Origin of the sequence: Sporosarcina sp. FA15 (genome assembly GCF_051550195.1) — a bacterium.
Lineage (GTDB): Bacteria > Bacillota > Bacilli > Bacillales_A > Planococcaceae > Sporosarcina > Sporosarcina psychrophila.
In genome coordinates, this window is the sequence record NZ_CP188818.1 from 3,158,812 (window position 1) to 3,174,807 (window position 15,996).

At 42.4% G+C, this 15,996-nt stretch carries 12 protein-coding genes; 3 read left to right on the forward strand and 9 right to left on the reverse strand.

What is annotated here, in order from left to right:
• Window positions 1-477 precede the first annotated feature (477 nt).
• The 5 genes from ACP8HG_RS14770 to ACP8HG_RS14790 all read right to left on the reverse strand — a co-directional run bounded on the left by ACP8HG_RS14770 (window position 478) and on the right by ACP8HG_RS14790 (window position 7,069).
• On the reverse strand, window positions 478-1,641 hold the full coding sequence (locus ACP8HG_RS14770; RefSeq protein ID WP_438296995.1) for an aminotransferase class I/II-fold pyridoxal phosphate-dependent enzyme: 1,164 nt from the start codon (window positions 1,639-1,641) through the stop codon (window positions 478-480).
• A gap of 699 nt (window positions 1,642-2,340) precedes the next feature.
• Window positions 2,341-3,039, reverse strand: a complete 699-nt coding sequence (locus ACP8HG_RS14775; protein WP_342539216.1) for an AIM24 family protein — start codon at window positions 3,037-3,039, stop codon at window positions 2,341-2,343.
• Window positions 3,040-3,151: 112 nt separating this feature from the next.
• Complete coding sequence (locus ACP8HG_RS14780) at window positions 3,152-4,342, reverse strand: acyl-CoA dehydrogenase family protein (protein ID WP_338654867.1); 1,191 nt, start codon at window positions 4,340-4,342, stop codon at window positions 3,152-3,154.
• A gap of 57 nt (window positions 4,343-4,399) precedes the next feature.
• Window positions 4,400-5,566: a saccharopine dehydrogenase C-terminal domain-containing protein gene (locus ACP8HG_RS14785; RefSeq protein ID WP_438296998.1), complete on the reverse strand. Its 1,167-nt coding sequence runs from the start codon at window positions 5,564-5,566 to the stop codon at window positions 4,400-4,402.
• 24 nt (window positions 5,567-5,590) lie between these two features.
• Window positions 5,591-7,069, reverse strand: a complete 1,479-nt coding sequence (locus ACP8HG_RS14790) for an aldehyde dehydrogenase family protein (protein ID WP_438297000.1) — start codon at window positions 7,067-7,069, stop codon at window positions 5,591-5,593.
• 834 nt (window positions 7,070-7,903) lie between these two features.
• Between ACP8HG_RS14790 and ACP8HG_RS14795 the strand changes: the two genes are divergently transcribed.
• Complete coding sequence (locus ACP8HG_RS14795) at window positions 7,904-8,095, forward strand: hypothetical protein (protein WP_438297002.1); 192 nt, start codon at window positions 7,904-7,906, stop codon at window positions 8,093-8,095.
• Between the two features lie 150 nt (window positions 8,096-8,245).
• Here ACP8HG_RS14795 and ACP8HG_RS14800 read toward each other — a convergent pair whose 3' ends face one another.
• Together ACP8HG_RS14800 and ACP8HG_RS14805 are read right to left on the reverse strand one after the other, a co-directional pair.
• On the reverse strand, window positions 8,246-9,289 hold the full coding sequence (locus ACP8HG_RS14800) for an SEC-C metal-binding domain-containing protein (RefSeq protein WP_438297004.1): 1,044 nt from the start codon (window positions 9,287-9,289) through the stop codon (window positions 8,246-8,248).
• Window positions 9,290-9,411: 122 nt separating this feature from the next.
• Window positions 9,412-10,920 (reverse strand): DHA2 family efflux MFS transporter permease subunit, encoded by a 1,509-nt coding sequence (locus ACP8HG_RS14805; RefSeq protein WP_438297006.1) that lies wholly within the window; start codon window positions 10,918-10,920, stop codon window positions 9,412-9,414.
• A 286-nt stretch (window positions 10,921-11,206) separates the two neighbouring features.
• Between ACP8HG_RS14805 and ACP8HG_RS14810 the strand changes: the two genes are divergently transcribed.
• On the forward strand, window positions 11,207-12,091 hold the full coding sequence (locus tag ACP8HG_RS14810) for a TetR/AcrR family transcriptional regulator (protein ID WP_438297008.1): 885 nt from the start codon (window positions 11,207-11,209) through the stop codon (window positions 12,089-12,091).
• A 93-nt stretch (window positions 12,092-12,184) separates the two neighbouring features.
• On the forward strand, window positions 12,185-12,982 hold the full coding sequence (locus tag ACP8HG_RS14815; protein ID WP_187046070.1) for a TIGR00266 family protein: 798 nt from the start codon (window positions 12,185-12,187) through the stop codon (window positions 12,980-12,982).
• A 146-nt stretch (window positions 12,983-13,128) separates the two neighbouring features.
• On the opposite strand, the gene ACP8HG_RS14820 is transcribed toward ACP8HG_RS14815, so the two are convergent.
• Together ACP8HG_RS14820 and ACP8HG_RS14825 are read right to left on the reverse strand one after the other, a co-directional pair.
• Window positions 13,129-14,952, reverse strand: a complete 1,824-nt coding sequence (locus ACP8HG_RS14820) for an SEC-C metal-binding domain-containing protein (RefSeq protein WP_438297010.1) — start codon at window positions 14,950-14,952, stop codon at window positions 13,129-13,131.
• A 77-nt stretch (window positions 14,953-15,029) separates the two neighbouring features.
• A complete protein-coding gene (locus ACP8HG_RS14825; protein WP_438297012.1) occupies window positions 15,030-15,926 on the reverse strand; it encodes a LysR family transcriptional regulator in 897 nt (298 codons plus the stop codon).
• Window positions 15,927-15,996 lie beyond the last annotated feature (70 nt).

Sequence of the window (15,996 nt, forward strand, 5' to 3'; positions counted from 1 at the left end):
AAGTTCATTTTAGTAGATGTGTGTAAACTCAATATCAACAAACTCCGTTTTGTCACTCGAAATATATAAATCCAACAACTTATTTTGAACGCATCTATCCAAAGGAACTTGGTAAGATACCCTGGTTTACAAAATGGATTACCGGGAAGACCATTCAAGTTCTCGGGACGGATTATTCCCGTGATATCATTACAATAGAACCCATAAAATCGGATCATCATAACGTTGAATACGCGAGAAAAGTTGCACAGGATTCACTTGACTACTTAAACTATATTAACAGGAACCAAATCCGAGCGTTCACTATTCATATAATGTGTGCAGAGTATTAGGATTGCTTGATTATCGTATATAGTAAAATCTTAACCCAATTCAATCTATAAATACACTTTATAAGATTGACCCGTACTTAAAAAAACTCCGCATAAAAAGGTTAGCAGGGACAGAAATCTCCGTCCCACGCTAACCTTACACCGCTTAAATACTTAAATTCCGTAATCGATTAACTGCTTTCTGCAGCACAGCCACTTTCTGAACAAGCGCCAACCGAACGAATCCAGCGCCTTCAGAGCCGAAGATGCTACCAGGAACCATGACGACGCCGCATTGGTCAATCACTTTAAATACAAATTCCTTGTCGTCCATCTCGAACGGATACTTTGCCCAGACAAACATCCCGCCGTTTGAAGGAGTAGCAGACCAACCAATCTCCTCCATGCCTTTCATTAATACCCTATGGCGCGCAGAAAATTCTGCCCGCAGGCGATCCGTAATCTCTTCCGCATTATCGAGTGCCATGACAGCCGCTTCCTGAATCGGACCGAACGTTCCATAATCCAAATTCGATTTGAGTTGTCTTAAAATATGTACTATCTCAGCATTACCAACGATATAGGCGATACGTGCACCGGCAAGGCTAAAGCTCTTAGATAATGAATTAATCTCCATTCCAACCTCCATTGCACCGGGAGTCGATAGAAAACTAATTGGAGAACCGCCTGTAAAATAGTATTCAGAATAAGCAGCGTCATGAAGCACAATAATATTGTATTTCTTGGCGAAAGCTACTACTTTCTCGAAAAATGCACAATTCGGCATAGCAGGAACAGGGTTTCCTGGTAGATTCAAAATCAGCAATTTAGCTTTTTGTGCAACGTCTTCAGGAATTTCATCCAAATTAGGTAGAAACCCGTTTTCTGCACGTAACGGCATCTCATATGGAACAGCGCCAGCAAGCTTAATGCCAGCCTCATACGCCACGTAAGCAGGATTCGTTGTCAACACAAAGTCCCCTTCATTGCAAAAAGCGAGTGGCAGATGGACAAGTCCTTCTTGAGAACCCATTGTTTGAATGATTTCCGTTTCAGGATTGAGCGTAACACCGGAACGTCGTTCATAATAATTCGCGACGGCTTCGTTAAACCGTTTTGTGCCGCCAAGTGTATAGCCATATGTATTCGCCAGAGCGCTTTGTTCTGATAACACACGTCTCACTTTTTCGTCAGGAGGAAGATCCGGACTCCCAAGACTTAAATCAAAGACTTCAGTTCCCGTTGCTTTTTTCGCTTCGGCTGCTACTTTTAAATCGCCGAAAATGGCAGGTGCAAAAATGGACATTTTTAACGAAGGTTCAATCTTCAATGGGAAACACTCCTTGTTTGTGGGAAATTGTTTTTAAGGAGTATTTTATCACAAACTATGTAGCTAGTGTAAATAAGGTTGTAAAAAAGGTAATTTGATTTACCATTTATTCGCATGAAATACTAGTGAGAAGGGCTTGATAACCTCCATTTTCACTAGACTATTTTCGGCCCACTTTCGACTAACTATTCATGACAGATTTACTGAGGAGTACTAGTGTGCTCAAGGGGAGAATGCAGTTATTTTGGAAGAAAAGACTTTATGACATTCTATATAGAGTGTAAGTGCCCGAAGATGCAATTTCGGTCACTCTTGCACGTTGTTCAATGTGTTCCTTGCTTACTTTTAGCTAAGAGTATGCATCTAATCATGTGATATCTTATAGAAAGTGACACTTCTTTACTGGTAAAAAATAAAAAACATAGAGAAAGCTTCAGAACTACGTGTACTTATGAATTTGGAGCGCGACGGCTGAAGGACCACCATACGATTACCGAAAGGATGTGTAGGGATGCGACTTTGTCGCATCCCTACACATCCAGACATCTCGATAGATAATGGTAGAGTAGTCGTTCAATCCAAGAAATCCAATTGCAACTATGCACGTAGCACCCAGTGTGTGATCATTTCATTTACTGGTTGGTTAATCAACAGACGTGGCATTCCATATCTTTGAATTCAACAGCACAAGCTTGTTAGTCACGAGGATCCATTCCCAGCCATATAAACTTCTTCAAACGGTTGAATGATAACGAAACCTTCACCGCTAAACTCCATTTGAATCGATTCTCCACTACCGCGACCAAAGAAGGTCTTAATACTAATATCTGTTCGGAACTCCGGTGTTAAATGGCCAGACCAGGCGACTGTTGCATTAGGATCTGTAATGACGGGTTCTCCAGGATGGACAAGTAGCGTTAGCGGCTCGAAATGGGTAGTAATCGCAACCTTCCCCTTCCCTTTCAACGTTACGTTGAACAGTCCACCAGACATCATGCCTGCCACTTTCTTCATAAGCTTAATATCCCATTCAATAGTTGGCTCAAACGCAAGAAGATCATTGCCGTTCACCGTAATCGATTCATTATTCAAATCGAAAATGGTTATCTTCTTCCCTTGATCCGCTAAGTAAAGCCGACCATTCCCTGTTGCTTTCATCAGTGAAGTACCTTCACCCGTGAGCGCTTTTTTAAACATCATGCCTACACCATGCTCAAGCACCTTTTCCCGCTCGAATTTAATCTGACCCGCATATGAGATCATGGAGCCCATCTTTGCCCAGACAAAGTCGGTTAAATTCACTTCCAGAATTCGTGGTGTTTCCAATTCAAAGTATTCACTTTCCCGCTCATCCTGCTTTGTTTGTTTAATGAATTCATTAATCGTATATTTCCCCATCTATATCTCCCCTTTCGTAACAATGCCTATTACTTATTATCGAAACTTAATCTTCGACTGTCATTGTACCAAGAAAAAATCCTGAGAGGTCTTCCCCTTCAGGACTGTAATTTCACTCAAACGGCCATTCAGGTAGCCGATTACTCAATTTCTTATCTTCACGATACCCAAGCACATATTCTGCCTGCATAACCGTATGGATCTCACGCGTTCCTTCATAGATAACAGGCGCCTTTGAGTTTCGCAGGAACCTGGCGACAGGGTATTCATCCGAATAACCATAAGCCCCATGAATCTGGAATGCATCATCTGCTGCTTTATTGGCAAAATCGCATGCCTGCCATTTCGCCAGCGACGTCTCGCGCGTATTGCGCAAGCCGTTATTTTTCATGTCACCTGCTCGATAGACAAGAAGTCGACTCATCTGATAGCCCGCTTCCATGTTAGCAATCATTTGTTGGACGAGTTGGTGTCTGCCAATTTCCTTACCGAACGTTTCCCGTGCATGACAATATTTCACGCTTTCTTCGAGGCAACCCATTATTAAGCCAACCGCTCCCGCAGCGACAGTGAAACGACCATTATCAAGTGACGCCATGGCAATTTTAAATCCATCGCCTTCTTCACCTAATAAATTCGCAGCCGGGATACGCATATCTTCGAAAAATAGTTCGCCTGTATTGCCTGCACGAATACCGTATTTCCCTTTGATCGCTTTCGATGAAAAACCTGGTGTCGTTCGTTCGACGATGAACGCGCTAATACCATGGTGTTTTTTCGCTTTATCCGTATAGGCGAAAACGAGGAAATGATCCGCAACATCACAAAGGGAAATCCATGTTTTTTGACCGTTTAATACATAGTCATCTCCGTCACGCACGGCAGTTGTTGCCATTGCCGCAACGTCGGAACCTGCACCTGGTTCTGTCAACCCGAATGCACCTATTTTTTCACCCTTCGCTTGTGGCACAAGGTATTTCTGCTTCTGTTCTTCATCTCCCCACTGCAGTATACTCATCGAGTTCAAGCCAATATGGACCGATACCGCTGTCCGGAACGCCGTATCTCCACGCTCCAATTCTTCACACAGTATTGCGAGCGAATTATAATCCATTCCACTGCCACCATATTGTTCGGGTATACACACGCCCATGAAGCCAAGATCCGCAAGCTTCTTCCAAATCGACTGATCGAATCCACCTTGTGCATCCCATTTCTGGATATGGGGCATAATTTCTGCGTCCACAAACTGACGCGCCGTTTTCCTCAGCATTTTCTGTTCTTCCGTAAATCCAAAGTCCACCTCTTCATCTCCTTTCATAAACACTATGCCGTTAATCAGATTAGAAACTATACGTTTTCAACATGGAACATTGTTCGACTCGATACTTTCTTCGATAACGACACCGCGCTTTTTCATCTCTTCAATATACAATTCACCAGGTACGATATTCTCTGGCGGATGGACTCCACGTTTCGTAATAGTGCCATTGCCAATCATTTGTGCCACGATGGAAATCGTATTTGCCGTCGCACGAGCCATCGCAGTCTCGTTTACTGCAGTGTCTTTCTCCGTAATAAGGTCATATTCGTATGTTACTGGCATAGCACTTTTTTCACCGCTCACAATAACGCGTAGCAACACTGCATCTGATTTATTACCGAGGCGAAGTTGCGGCGACAGATGTTCTCTCATGACGTCGCGTACCTTCACTTTTTGACCGTCAACAGTCACTTCGTTGTCCCGAGATAACAAACCTAAATCGACTAGAAGCTGGAACTTCTCCGCGTGCCCTTTGTAACGAATCGTCTTGTATTCTAGTGTCTCCACGCCCGGGAACGACTTCGTTAGTGTCGACGTGCCGCCTGATGTATGAAACGCTTCAAGCTCGCCGTATTTATCAAAATGGATTGTTTCGATTTCGGACAATGATGGAACTTCCAACAGTTGCCCGTTTCGAATAACGTGGGAAGGGTCAGTGTAATGATCAAACACGCCTTCCAGTGAAAAGACGACATTATAATTAAGTGGCGGCTCCGGCTTTATCGGAATTCCTCCAACATATAGTTTGATGGAATTAACCTTTTCGAGTTTTCCCGCCCCGTAACCAGTAAGAATATTAATCATTCCAGGAGCTACCCCTAGATCTGGAATGATTGTCACGCCTTTCGCAATCGCCTGATCCGCCAGACCGAGCACCGCATCCGTAGCGCCACCGATATGACCGCCAAGATCAATGGAATGGACACCGATATCTACTGCGATTCGGGCAACCTTTTCATTAAACGTATAGAATAGCGCATTGATAACCACATCCCCTAGTGCCATCACTTCACTTAATTGCTTATCGTTTTTAGCATCCAGTAACAGGATATCAAGCTTATCGGACATGAGTTCCTCCGCAAAGTCTTCCGCTTGCTTGACGTTCAGATCCGCTAAATAAACTTTTTCGACGTCATCAGCCTTCACTAGATCGCGTGCCGCCTCTTTCCCCATTAAACCTGCTCCAAGTATGACAACCTTCATTTCCCCATCCCCTTACGTTAGGAATTAATCCGTGTCAATCTGCGCCCGTTGCAATTTCCCGCTGAAGTCTATATAAATACTCTTCCATTCAGTGAAGACATCAAGTGCAGCAACGCCAGAATCACGGTGTCCGTTGCCCGTCCCCTTTGTTCCGCCGAATGGCAGATGGATTTCGGCACCCGTCGTTCCCGCATTCACGTAGACAATACCTGTATCTAGATCACGTTGTGCTCGGAATACTTTATTGACATCGCGTGAGAAAATCGAACTTGAAAGTCCAAATTTCACACTGTTATTAACCTCAATGGCTTCATCTAGACTTGAAACTTCAATCAGCGAAACAACAGGTCCGAAAATCTCTTCTTGCGCAAGGCGGCTATCCCATTTCACATCTGTGAATAAAGTTGGTTCGTAATAATGACCATCTACAAGCTTTCCATCTGTTAATATATGTCCACCTGCAAGAAGTTTCGCACCTTCATCCTTACCAATTCCGACGTAGCCATGAATTTTATCAAGCGCTTTTTGATTGATTACTGGGCCAATTTTTACTGATTCGTCCATTCCATCGCCAATCGATAACACTTTCATCGCTTCCACGAGTTTTTGCTCGAGTTCTTCCTTTACATCTGTATGCACGATGACACGGCTACATGCCGTACAACGCTGACCCGCTGTTCCGAATGCACTCCAAAGAATCCCTTCCACTGCCAGTTCGATATCCGCATCATCCATAACGATGACCGCATTTTTACCACCCATTTCAAGTGATACTTTTTTCAAATGACGTCCACCTGTTTCCGCAACATGACGACCTGTTTCAGTCGACCCTGTGAATGATATAACGCGAACATCAGGGTGTTCAATCATTGCCGTCCCAACTTCTGCTCCCGACCCGAAAACGATATTCGCAACGCCTGCCGGGAGTCCTGCTTCTTCAAATATAAGCGCCATTTCATACGCCATCATAGGTGTTTCCGTCGCCGGTTTCCAAATGAAAGTATTGCCCGCGACAATTGCTGGGAACGATTTCCATGTCGCGATTGCCACCGGAAAGTTCCAAGGTGTAATAAGTCCGACAACACCGATTGGTGCACGGACACTCATTGCGAACTTGTCTTGAAGCTCTGAAGGTACTGTTTCCCCGAACATGCGGCGTCCCTCACCAGCCATGTAGAACGCCATATCAATGCCTTCCTGCACTTCACCGCGCGCCTCTTCGATGACCTTCCCCATTTCTTTCGTCAACACTTGCGATAAGTGTTCTTTCTTTTCTTTCATAAGTCGTCCAATTTCATATAAAAAGTCTGCACGTTTCGGTGCGGGAACGAGTGCCCATTTTTTCTGAGCCTCTTTCGCCGACTTTACTGCAAGACTCACATCTTCTTTAGTCGATAATCTTACTTGTGCCAACTCCGTACCATTTGCTGGATTCAAGACTGCAGTATAATCTGCTCCCCCTGCCTCCTGCCATGTACCTCCGATATAATTGTTCAGTTGCATTGCAACATTCCCCTTTCTATAACACAGCATTTTGAAAGCGCTCACATCTATTTAACTAATTTCGACATTTCCTACGCAATTCCTTTAATCTTCCGACAACTATAATTTTACTTCCCTCCTACTTAAACACTATAAGCTATGAAAAACCCCCAATAACCAAGCTATTCGAGGGGTGAGATTATTATTCATACTATGAACCCCATTTCCTCGAATTTTTCTCTCTGTCAGCACCACACCGAACGTGAGATAATTTCTCTTCACCTTCATCCCTGGTTAAAGTTTATATACAAAATACCAAGTCTGTTGATTAACCATTTTCTTGCATAAAGAGCAGGTAAGAAAGGCTTGAAAAACTCTATTTTCACTGAATCATTTCCTGTCTGCTTTCGGCGAACTATTCATGACATCTTTACCGAGTGGCAAGTATGGCTAGAAATGACTACGTCATTCTTAGCCATACTTGTTTCGATCATCCTGTTGCGAATAGTTGCCTGTCGCATTCCTACAACGTTCAAGTGAAAAATACAGCTGTTTTTCAAAAAAGAATAGATGACTTTTTATAAAGGTTGTAAGTGCCCGAAGATACAATTTCGGACACTCTAGCACTTTGTATAATGTGTTCATTGCTTACTTTTAGTATAGAGTCTGCATATTATCACGCGATGGACTATAAGAAAGTGACTCTTCCTTAACTAAAAAAGACAAGACTATGGAGAAAACATCAGCCGCCAAAATTGTATCTTTGGCGGCTATTATCCAGATAAGAAGCGTCGCTATTCTTTCGTCCCGAAAAGTTTTAGATCTTTGTTTACGTATCCATTTGGAGAGCGACGGATGAATAAGCACCATACGATTACCGAAAAAATGTGTAGGAATGCGATGAAGTCGCATTCCTACACATCAAGACATCTCGGTAATCGTATAGAAGTCGTTCAATCCAAAGCAATCCAAAAGTCATTGTACACGAAGCGCCTAGTGTTGGATTTAGTTATTTACTGGTTGTTTTTGGGTAATCAACACATGTGACAAAATACAGAAAAACTCCGCACTGGATGTATCGATCCCATGCGGAGTTTTCATAATGAAAAATATTTAATTTGTACGTTATTTTGGTTTCAGGTTATGTAATACCCATTTGGTGTATATCCATTTCTGCACTATTGCTAATACCACGGATTATTCTTTTTCTTGCTGACGGCTCCGTTCGTACATTTCAATGACAAATTCACGGATGTTATCTGCATGTTTCATCATCGAACTTGTCGATACAACGAACAATTTCGCAATTTCAGCGTTCGTCAATTCTTCATCCTCCATAATTCCTAAATCAACTGCTACAAAAAATACGGCAGCGGCAATAACGCCAGGTTTACGGAAATTGGGGCGCTCTTTCAAAAAGTACGTTACCACAATATTTCTCAGTAATTCACGCGCTTCTTTAGGCGTATTTCTTAACTCAAGTACTTCATCCAGACTCTCGATTACTTCCTGCTGAACCGGTGTAAAATCATGCTCTATGAGTTCATCTACTGTTCGTGAATCCCTGGCAAGCAAAATTTCGTAGACATCCGTCATATGCTCTTTATAGAACGCAAGACTCTTATCGAATCCGCTTGACTCCGCAAGTTCAACTATCTGTTTTTCGAGTGCACCATTCCAATCATTAATGAACATAAGCGAAGAAATTACATAGATATCATTGTTCTGGTCCCGATTATCAGGTAAAACAATGCCGAATATGAATGAATGCTCTTCCAGTAGCATTCCTTCTTTCTTTTCAAGATTGAATATGCCCTCGCCAAGTATTTCTTGGACAATAACATATCCTTCCTTCACTTCTTTCACCTTAGCAAACAGTACAACAGGCTCTTTCCATAATTCCAGAACGGATCGAACTGTCTCTCTTATCGGGCTATTCAACACTCTTAGGAGGTGACGCTTCCACAAATCACGGCGTGCAACGAATAAGAAATATTCACTAACAGCCTCCTCAATATCATCCGGTCCCATCAGTTTTTCAAGTTTACTTTTCCAGTGTCTTCTATGGCTTTCGAACTCTGATATATCAGCTGGGCTTGTAGCCTGTTCATATGCACCAAAGATGATACGCTCAAGTTCCTCATCAATAAGCGTCTCTAAAGGTGATTCATTTTTCTCCGCACAACACTTTTTATATTTCTTTCCGCTCCCACATGGACACGGATCGTTTCGTCCAACCATTTTCCCACGTCCTAACAATTATACGTTAATAATATTTACCTCACATTCAATAGTAACAGAAACAAAAAAACTCCGCAGTGGTATATATATATACCCATGCGGAGCACTCTTTAATCCATCGCTTATTTTTTACTTTCCTCTAAATTAGTAAATGATTTTTCATTAGTTGGTAGTGCTACACGTTTCATGAAGAACGATAGAACCAAGGCAACGATCGCAACGATTGTCGATATGAAAAATGAGAAACTAATTCCATCCAACATTGCTTGTGCTTCAAGTTGTTCCTTTAACTTCGCTAGCCCCTCAGCGGTCGATGGAGCATTGCCAGATGCTTGGGCTTCCGCAAATAGTCCTGCACCTGTCGATTCCATCCTTTTTGTCATAATCGTTAACAGAATTGCGGATCCGATAGCACCGGACACTTGCTGTAACGTGTTGTTCATAGCCGTACCATGTGGATTCGAGATCATTGGCAATTGATTCAATCCGTTTGTCATAACCGGCATCATTACCATTGAAATCCCTAACATCCGAATCGTATAAATCCACATAATGTAATAATAACCAGACTCCATACCTAGTCTACTTAAATAGAATGTTGAAATGACAGTGATGGTAAGACCAATAACCGCCAAAATTCTTGCGCCGTACTTATCGAATAAACGACCTGTAACCGGCGACATAAGCCCCATCACAATTGCCCCTGGTAACATCAGCAAACCCGAATGGAACGGTGAAATGCCCCGTATGGTTTGGACATAGAGCGGCGTAAGAATCATGCCCGAAAACATTGCAACCGATAGTACAATCGAGATGGCCGATGATAAAGCAAACATCGGATGTTTGTAAATCTTGAAATCCAACATCGGGTCATCCATACGTAGTTGACGCACAATGAACGCGATAAGTGCGATTGCACCAATAACGATTGTTCCATAGACTAGCGGTGAATCCCATCCCTTATCACCCGCTGAACTAAAGCCGTAAAGAAGACCGCCGAAACCGATACTTGACAAAATAAGTGAAAATACATCTAATTTCATGTCACGGTTCGGTGTAATGTTGCGCAATTTAAAGAACGCATAAACAAGTGTCAGAATTGAAAACGGCAAAACGATACCAAAAAGTGTACGCCATGTATAATGTTCAATTACCCATCCCGACAGAGTTGGACCAATTGCTGGCGCTGTAATCATTACTAGCCCAAAAATCCCCATTGCCGTTCCCCGGCGCTCAATCGGAAATGCCGTAAGCATAACGTTCATAAGAAGCGGCATCATCATTGCAGATCCACACGCTTGAATCATTCGAGCAGCAACGAGTACACCAAATGATGGTGCAATCATCGCTAAAATCGTCCCTAGAGTAAACAGCACCATTGCTGTTAAGAACAACCTTCTATTTGTGAACTTCTGAATGAAGAACGCACTTGCTGGTATTAAAATACCATTGATAAGCATATATCCTGTCGTTAGCCATTGGACAACAGACGGTTTCACATCGAACTCAACCATAATTGTCGGCAATGCAACGTTCAACAATGTATTATTTAGTAGAGCGACAAAAGCACCTATAAATAAAATTGCTATCATGCCGTAAGGCGGTTTTTCGTGCATTTTTTTTATATCCATTATTACTTCCTCCTATTTAATACGTAACGTATAAAATTTGTACCCCGTGTACATCATGTTAAACATATTATACCGATAGTCCAAAACTTGCAACCTTAGAAAACGCTTTCACACAATAAAAACTTTTTCCGTTGATATATCAACCTTTTGGATATACCATAATAAATGTACTGATAGTATAAACCTGAATTCACTTCCAGGGAAACTCGACATATATAAGTTTATTAACACCCGTCAGATAAGCCGAATAGGTTCGACAACTAACTTTAGGATAAAGGTGATTAGTATGAATGATCGAAAACGCCAGGTTTTATTAACAGCGCAGCGACTTTTTATAGATAAAGGATTTTCTACCACGTCTGTCCAAGATATTTTAGATGAATCTTGTATATCAAAAGGGACATTCTACAATTATTTTTCATCCAAAAATGAGTGCCTCATCGCGATACTTGTACACGCACGTGATGAAGCAACTGTAAGAAGACGTGAATTGCTTATTGGACAAGATTTATCAGATAAGAACGTTCTGGTAGAGCAGATTTTAATTCGTATGCACGTGAATCGCGAACAAAACTTGATGCCAATTTTCGAGGCAGTTTTCCATTCTGGTGATAGCGACCTAAGAACTTACATCAAGAACATGCTTTTAGCTGAATTTTCTTGGTTAACAAGAAGACTGGTGGATGTATACGGAAAAGCTGCTGTGCCTTATGCAGCCGATTGTGCAGTGATGCTGTTCGGAATGATGCAACAAATACTTCATGTATGGTCAGCTGTTTCGAAAGAGGAAATGGACACTTCAAAACTTGTGAGATTCTTACTCCGAAGAATCGATTCCATCATCCTAGGTATGATCAGCACAAAAGACGCTTTCTTCACTGAAGATGTATTTTTCAAGTTAAGCGGGGATGAAGTAGAACAAACAGAAACAAAGGAGCAATTACTCGAACGTCTCACGGGATTTTTGGAATTTCTCGGAGATGATACGCTTCCTGCCGGCAAACAATATGTGCAATTTCTTTTGGATGAACTACGCGCCGAGTCTCCGCGGGTATTCGTGCTGGAATCTGTCGTCCGCTCGTTCCGAGAAGCTTTCAAAGGATTTTCCCATGAACCTGAAGCTCACGAGCTTGCTTATAAAGTTTGGCGCTATATGGACACGGTAGAGTAACCGAAATTCCCGTCTCAATTTCTTGAAACTTTTCCGACTTTATTTCGTATAGTTGAGTAGTAGAAAACTTATTTTAGGGAGGAACGAGACAAGATGAACAATCACGAAATTGATTACAAAATACATGGCGATGATATGCAGTTTGTAGAAGTCGAGCTTGATCCTAAAGAGACGGTAGTGGCAGAAGCAGGGGCTCTAATGATGATGGAAGACGGGATCGCCATGGAAACAATCTTCGGTGATGGTTCCAGCTCTTCAGGCGGCGGAATTATGGGCAAACTGATGGGCGCTGGAAAACGAATGTTAACTGGAGAAAGTTTATTCATGACAACATTCACGAATACGGGGGCAGGCAAAAAGCATGTATCTTTCGCGTCTCCTTACCCTGGAAAAATAATTCCGATGGATTTAAGTGAGCATAACGGCAAAATTATCTGCCAGAAAGATGCCTTTCTTGCTGCCGCAAAAGGCGTGTCCGTCGGAATTGAATTTCAACGGAAACTCGGCACCGGCTTTTTCGGTGGTGAAGGGTTCATCATGCAAAAACTCGAAGGTGATGGTATGACGTTCATCCACGCTGGAGGTACGATTATCGAGAAAAGGCTGCGACCGGGCGAAATATTACGTGTAGACACGGGATGCCTCGTGGCAATGACACACAACGTTAATTACAACATCGAAATGGTAAAAGGCGTAAAAACAGCATTATTTGGCGGCGAAGGACTCTTTTTCGCGACACTGAAGGGACCTGGAACTGTTTGGATTCAATCACTCCCATTCTCTAGACTCGCAAGCCGTGTCTTTGCAGCTGCACCGCAAACACCTGGTGGAGGATCACGTGACGAAGGCAGCATTGCAGGCGGCTTGTTCAATATGCTTGGCGGTAAATAACTAATTCGTAGACATAAAGTTGGATTATCAATCGTCTACATCCAAAACTCTCCAAACTAAAAAAGGGTTATATTATCGATCTATTTTTCGACCGACGATATAACCCTTTTAGTATTAAATCTCACTTAATGAAGCAAAACTTATGTTTACTTCACACCATTCAACAACAGCCATATATACCTGGCTTCATCTTCACTACCCGGTTCAATCGCTTTAAATCTCGGGTACGGAATCGTTTTCGCTTTGAATGTCATCAAATGTCTAACATGGCCATTCAATTTCGTTGCAGCATTCAACATTTCTTCTGCATCTAACGATTTCCCTTCGGATGCTATGTGTTCAAGCTTCCAGTCAAGATAAAGATAAGCCGCGTCATGCTCGGAACCTTTTTCATAGCGCACCATGATTTCCGCCGCTTCTGTGAACCGTTCGGCGTGAATGAGCGAAGCCACCGCTTCATATCTTGCCCCAAGGTTGTCCGTACGGTTCATCTTCAATAGATCCGTGAACATTTCCGCCGCCTCTCCATACTCTTCGCGACTGAACAAGTGAACACCATACGCAAATGCCGAGCGCATGAATGGCCGATTCGGTATGTTTTGCCAAGGGTTCTCCCCCGGTTCAAATGTCCTGCTTGCAGACTGGATTGCTTTTTCATACAATTTAGCCGCTTTCTCGGCATCCTGTTCAACTTCCGCTTGAAGTAAGATGACATCCGGATTATTTGGTCCGATTTCCATAGCACTATTCGCAAGTTTCCGACGTGCTTGTTCAGATTCCGCGCGATACGCCTCATATGCAAGAAGTTGTGCACGGCCTTCTGCAATTCCAGGCTTGCGTTCAGGCTGAATAACCCCGCCCGTCGTCATCGATGTTTCCCAAAGTGCTTTTTCTGTTGGCCGAGGATCTGTTCCAATATCGTAAAGTCGTGCCGCCACCGGTTCATCGCCACTATCCATCATGTCTGCATAAAGAGCGGCAAGTTCCATTTCATACAAGTGCATTCCTTCTTTTGATGCACTGTACTTCCGTAAAATGTCATCTTCTATTAGCCCTGTATCCTGTAGCACTCCAAGTTGAATGCCCGTTTTTACTGCAGCGGCAAGAAAATCACCTTCTATCGGAACATCTTTATTCTCATTCAGAAAGTAAGCGACGGCCAGTTTGTGCATGATTTCACGTCCATCCGTACTTTGATTCAGTTCACGAAGTGTGATATCAAGTGCTGTCAGCGCACTCAATTGTGTGGGCACCAATACTTCTTCAACAAGCTCGTTCATGGAAGCCATGCTCCTTTTGATGAACAACTCGTAAATATCGAGCGTGTGATCATCTAGAAATTGCTCAGTCGACTTGTCCGATACCGCATCTCTTAATTCAACGAGCGACTTTTTCGTCTGCTTGCTCCACTTTGCCAAGAACATCATTGAAGAAACAGGCGCAACCCCGAATTCCCCTTTTCGAGGATCGTGGAGGACTACACCAAATAGTAACGTCCCCAAATCTGCCGGCATTCCCTCATTGCGCGTCACAAAATAATCCCGCTCACCAAACAGCTCCCGCACTTTTAGTCTGCCTGACTCAATTTTGGTAATTTCTGCAAGGAGCATAAACGGTTCGTTCCACTTCTGTAATACTGAAATAACCGAATCACGTTTCACCTGTTCAAGCTGCTGTGCTAAATATGTATGCCAAATCTTTTTATTGTGGATGAATAAATAAAACTCACTTGCTGCCTCTTCAATATGTTCCTTTTCCCAGCTACCTGTAAGGCGGTTTACCCACTCCCGCATCGTCTGCATCATTTCCTTGCGGTCGGTATCTTTCGGATAGTCATTAAAATAACCGACGAGCACACGATCAAGCTCTTCGTTGACAATCATATCGACAAGATCTGTTCCTTCCGTTCCACAACATTTCTTATATTTCTTCCCGCTCCCACAAGAACATGGATCGTTTCGTCCAATCATTTAATTCTCCCCTTTCGGTTACAAAAAAACGTTTTACTCCTTACTTAATCATAACAGACAGACTGATTTGCAACGAATTAATCAGAAACTTTGTATTCGAAAAAACCCTCTACTTCCATTATGAACGCCTGTATAGCTGGAGAGACATACCTGTTTTTCATGTACGTCAAATACACGGTTCTTTCAAGTGCCCGGGAATCGATGATCTTACTTACAATCGAAAGATTATAAGGCCCCTGTAAGTAATTTTCTGGAATAAGCGCAATACCTAAATTTTCACCGACTAAACTTAATGCTGTTTCGAAACGCTCAATTTCATATTTAATCGTAGGGACAGTTTCTTCCAATTCAAAAGCACGCAATATGTCTTCCCTCGTCTGAAACCCTTCGGTGCTAATGATGAATGGCTCCTGTTCCAATTCTTTCAGCATAATTGATTCCCTTGTAGCCATCGGGTGGTTTTCGTGAAGGACTAACACAAGTTTTTCCTTATACAAAGGGACCGTTTCTATATCCACTTCTTTAATTTGCTGGTTCGTGATAATGGCATGCGTTTCATATTTCCTCAACGAATTCTTCACATCGTCACCGCCTAACACCTCCATCAATCGAATGTGCATTTCGGGAAATTTTTTATTGTATAGAGAAATCACTTTTGGAATCCAATACTTCACCGATTCAATCATACCGATTTGGAGTTCACCTTTACCAATAAGCTTTACTTCTTCCATTTCCTTTTTTACAATCGCCATTTCTGATAAGAGATGAATCGCTCTGCCGTATAAAACCTCTCCCGCTTCTGTCAATCTACTATTCCTTGTATTGCGTTCAATAATTTGAAACCCCAAGTCTCGTTCCAAGTTTTTTATGGCGTTGCTTAATGATGGTTGAGAAATATGCAACTTCTCTGCCGCTTTAGAAAAACTCATATGATCCACGACTGAAACAAAATAACTTAACTGCTTTAAATCCATACTAACCACTCCTCCACTCAATTATAGATGCGGGCTATAAGTATATAGTAATTATATATTAGAATTAATA

Excerpts from the sequence above, each read along its gene's own strand:
- ACP8HG_RS14800 (WP_438297004.1), bottom strand. The coding sequence starts at position 9,289 with ATGGTTGGACGAAACGATCCGTGTCCATGTGGGAGCGGAAAGAAATAT.
- ACP8HG_RS14825 (WP_438297012.1), bottom strand. The coding sequence starts at position 15,926 with ATGGATTTAAAGCAGTTAAGTTATTTTGTTTCAGTCGTGGATCATATG.
- ACP8HG_RS14815 (WP_187046070.1), top strand. The coding sequence starts at position 12,185 with ATGAACAATCACGAAATTGATTACAAAATACATGGCGATGATATGCAG.
- ACP8HG_RS14790 (WP_438297000.1), bottom strand. The coding sequence starts at position 7,069 with ATGCAACTGAACAATTATATCGGAGGTACATGGCAGGAGGCAGGGGGA.
- ACP8HG_RS14810 (WP_438297008.1), top strand. The coding sequence starts at position 11,207 with ATGAATGATCGAAAACGCCAGGTTTTATTAACAGCGCAGCGACTTTTT.
- ACP8HG_RS14785 (WP_438296998.1), bottom strand. The coding sequence starts at position 5,566 with ATGAAGGTTGTCATACTTGGAGCAGGTTTAATGGGGAAAGAGGCGGCA.
- ACP8HG_RS14820 (WP_438297010.1), bottom strand. The coding sequence starts at position 14,952 with ATGATTGGACGAAACGATCCATGTTCTTGTGGGAGCGGGAAGAAATAT.
- ACP8HG_RS14775 (WP_342539216.1), bottom strand. The coding sequence starts at position 3,039 with ATGGGGAAATATACGATTAATGAATTCATTAAACAAACAAAGCAGGAT.
- ACP8HG_RS14795 (WP_438297002.1), top strand. The coding sequence starts at position 7,904 with ATGAATAAGCACCATACGATTACCGAAAAAATGTGTAGGAATGCGATG.
- ACP8HG_RS14805 (WP_438297006.1), bottom strand. The coding sequence starts at position 10,920 with ATGGATATAAAAAAAATGCACGAAAAACCGCCTTACGGCATGATAGCA.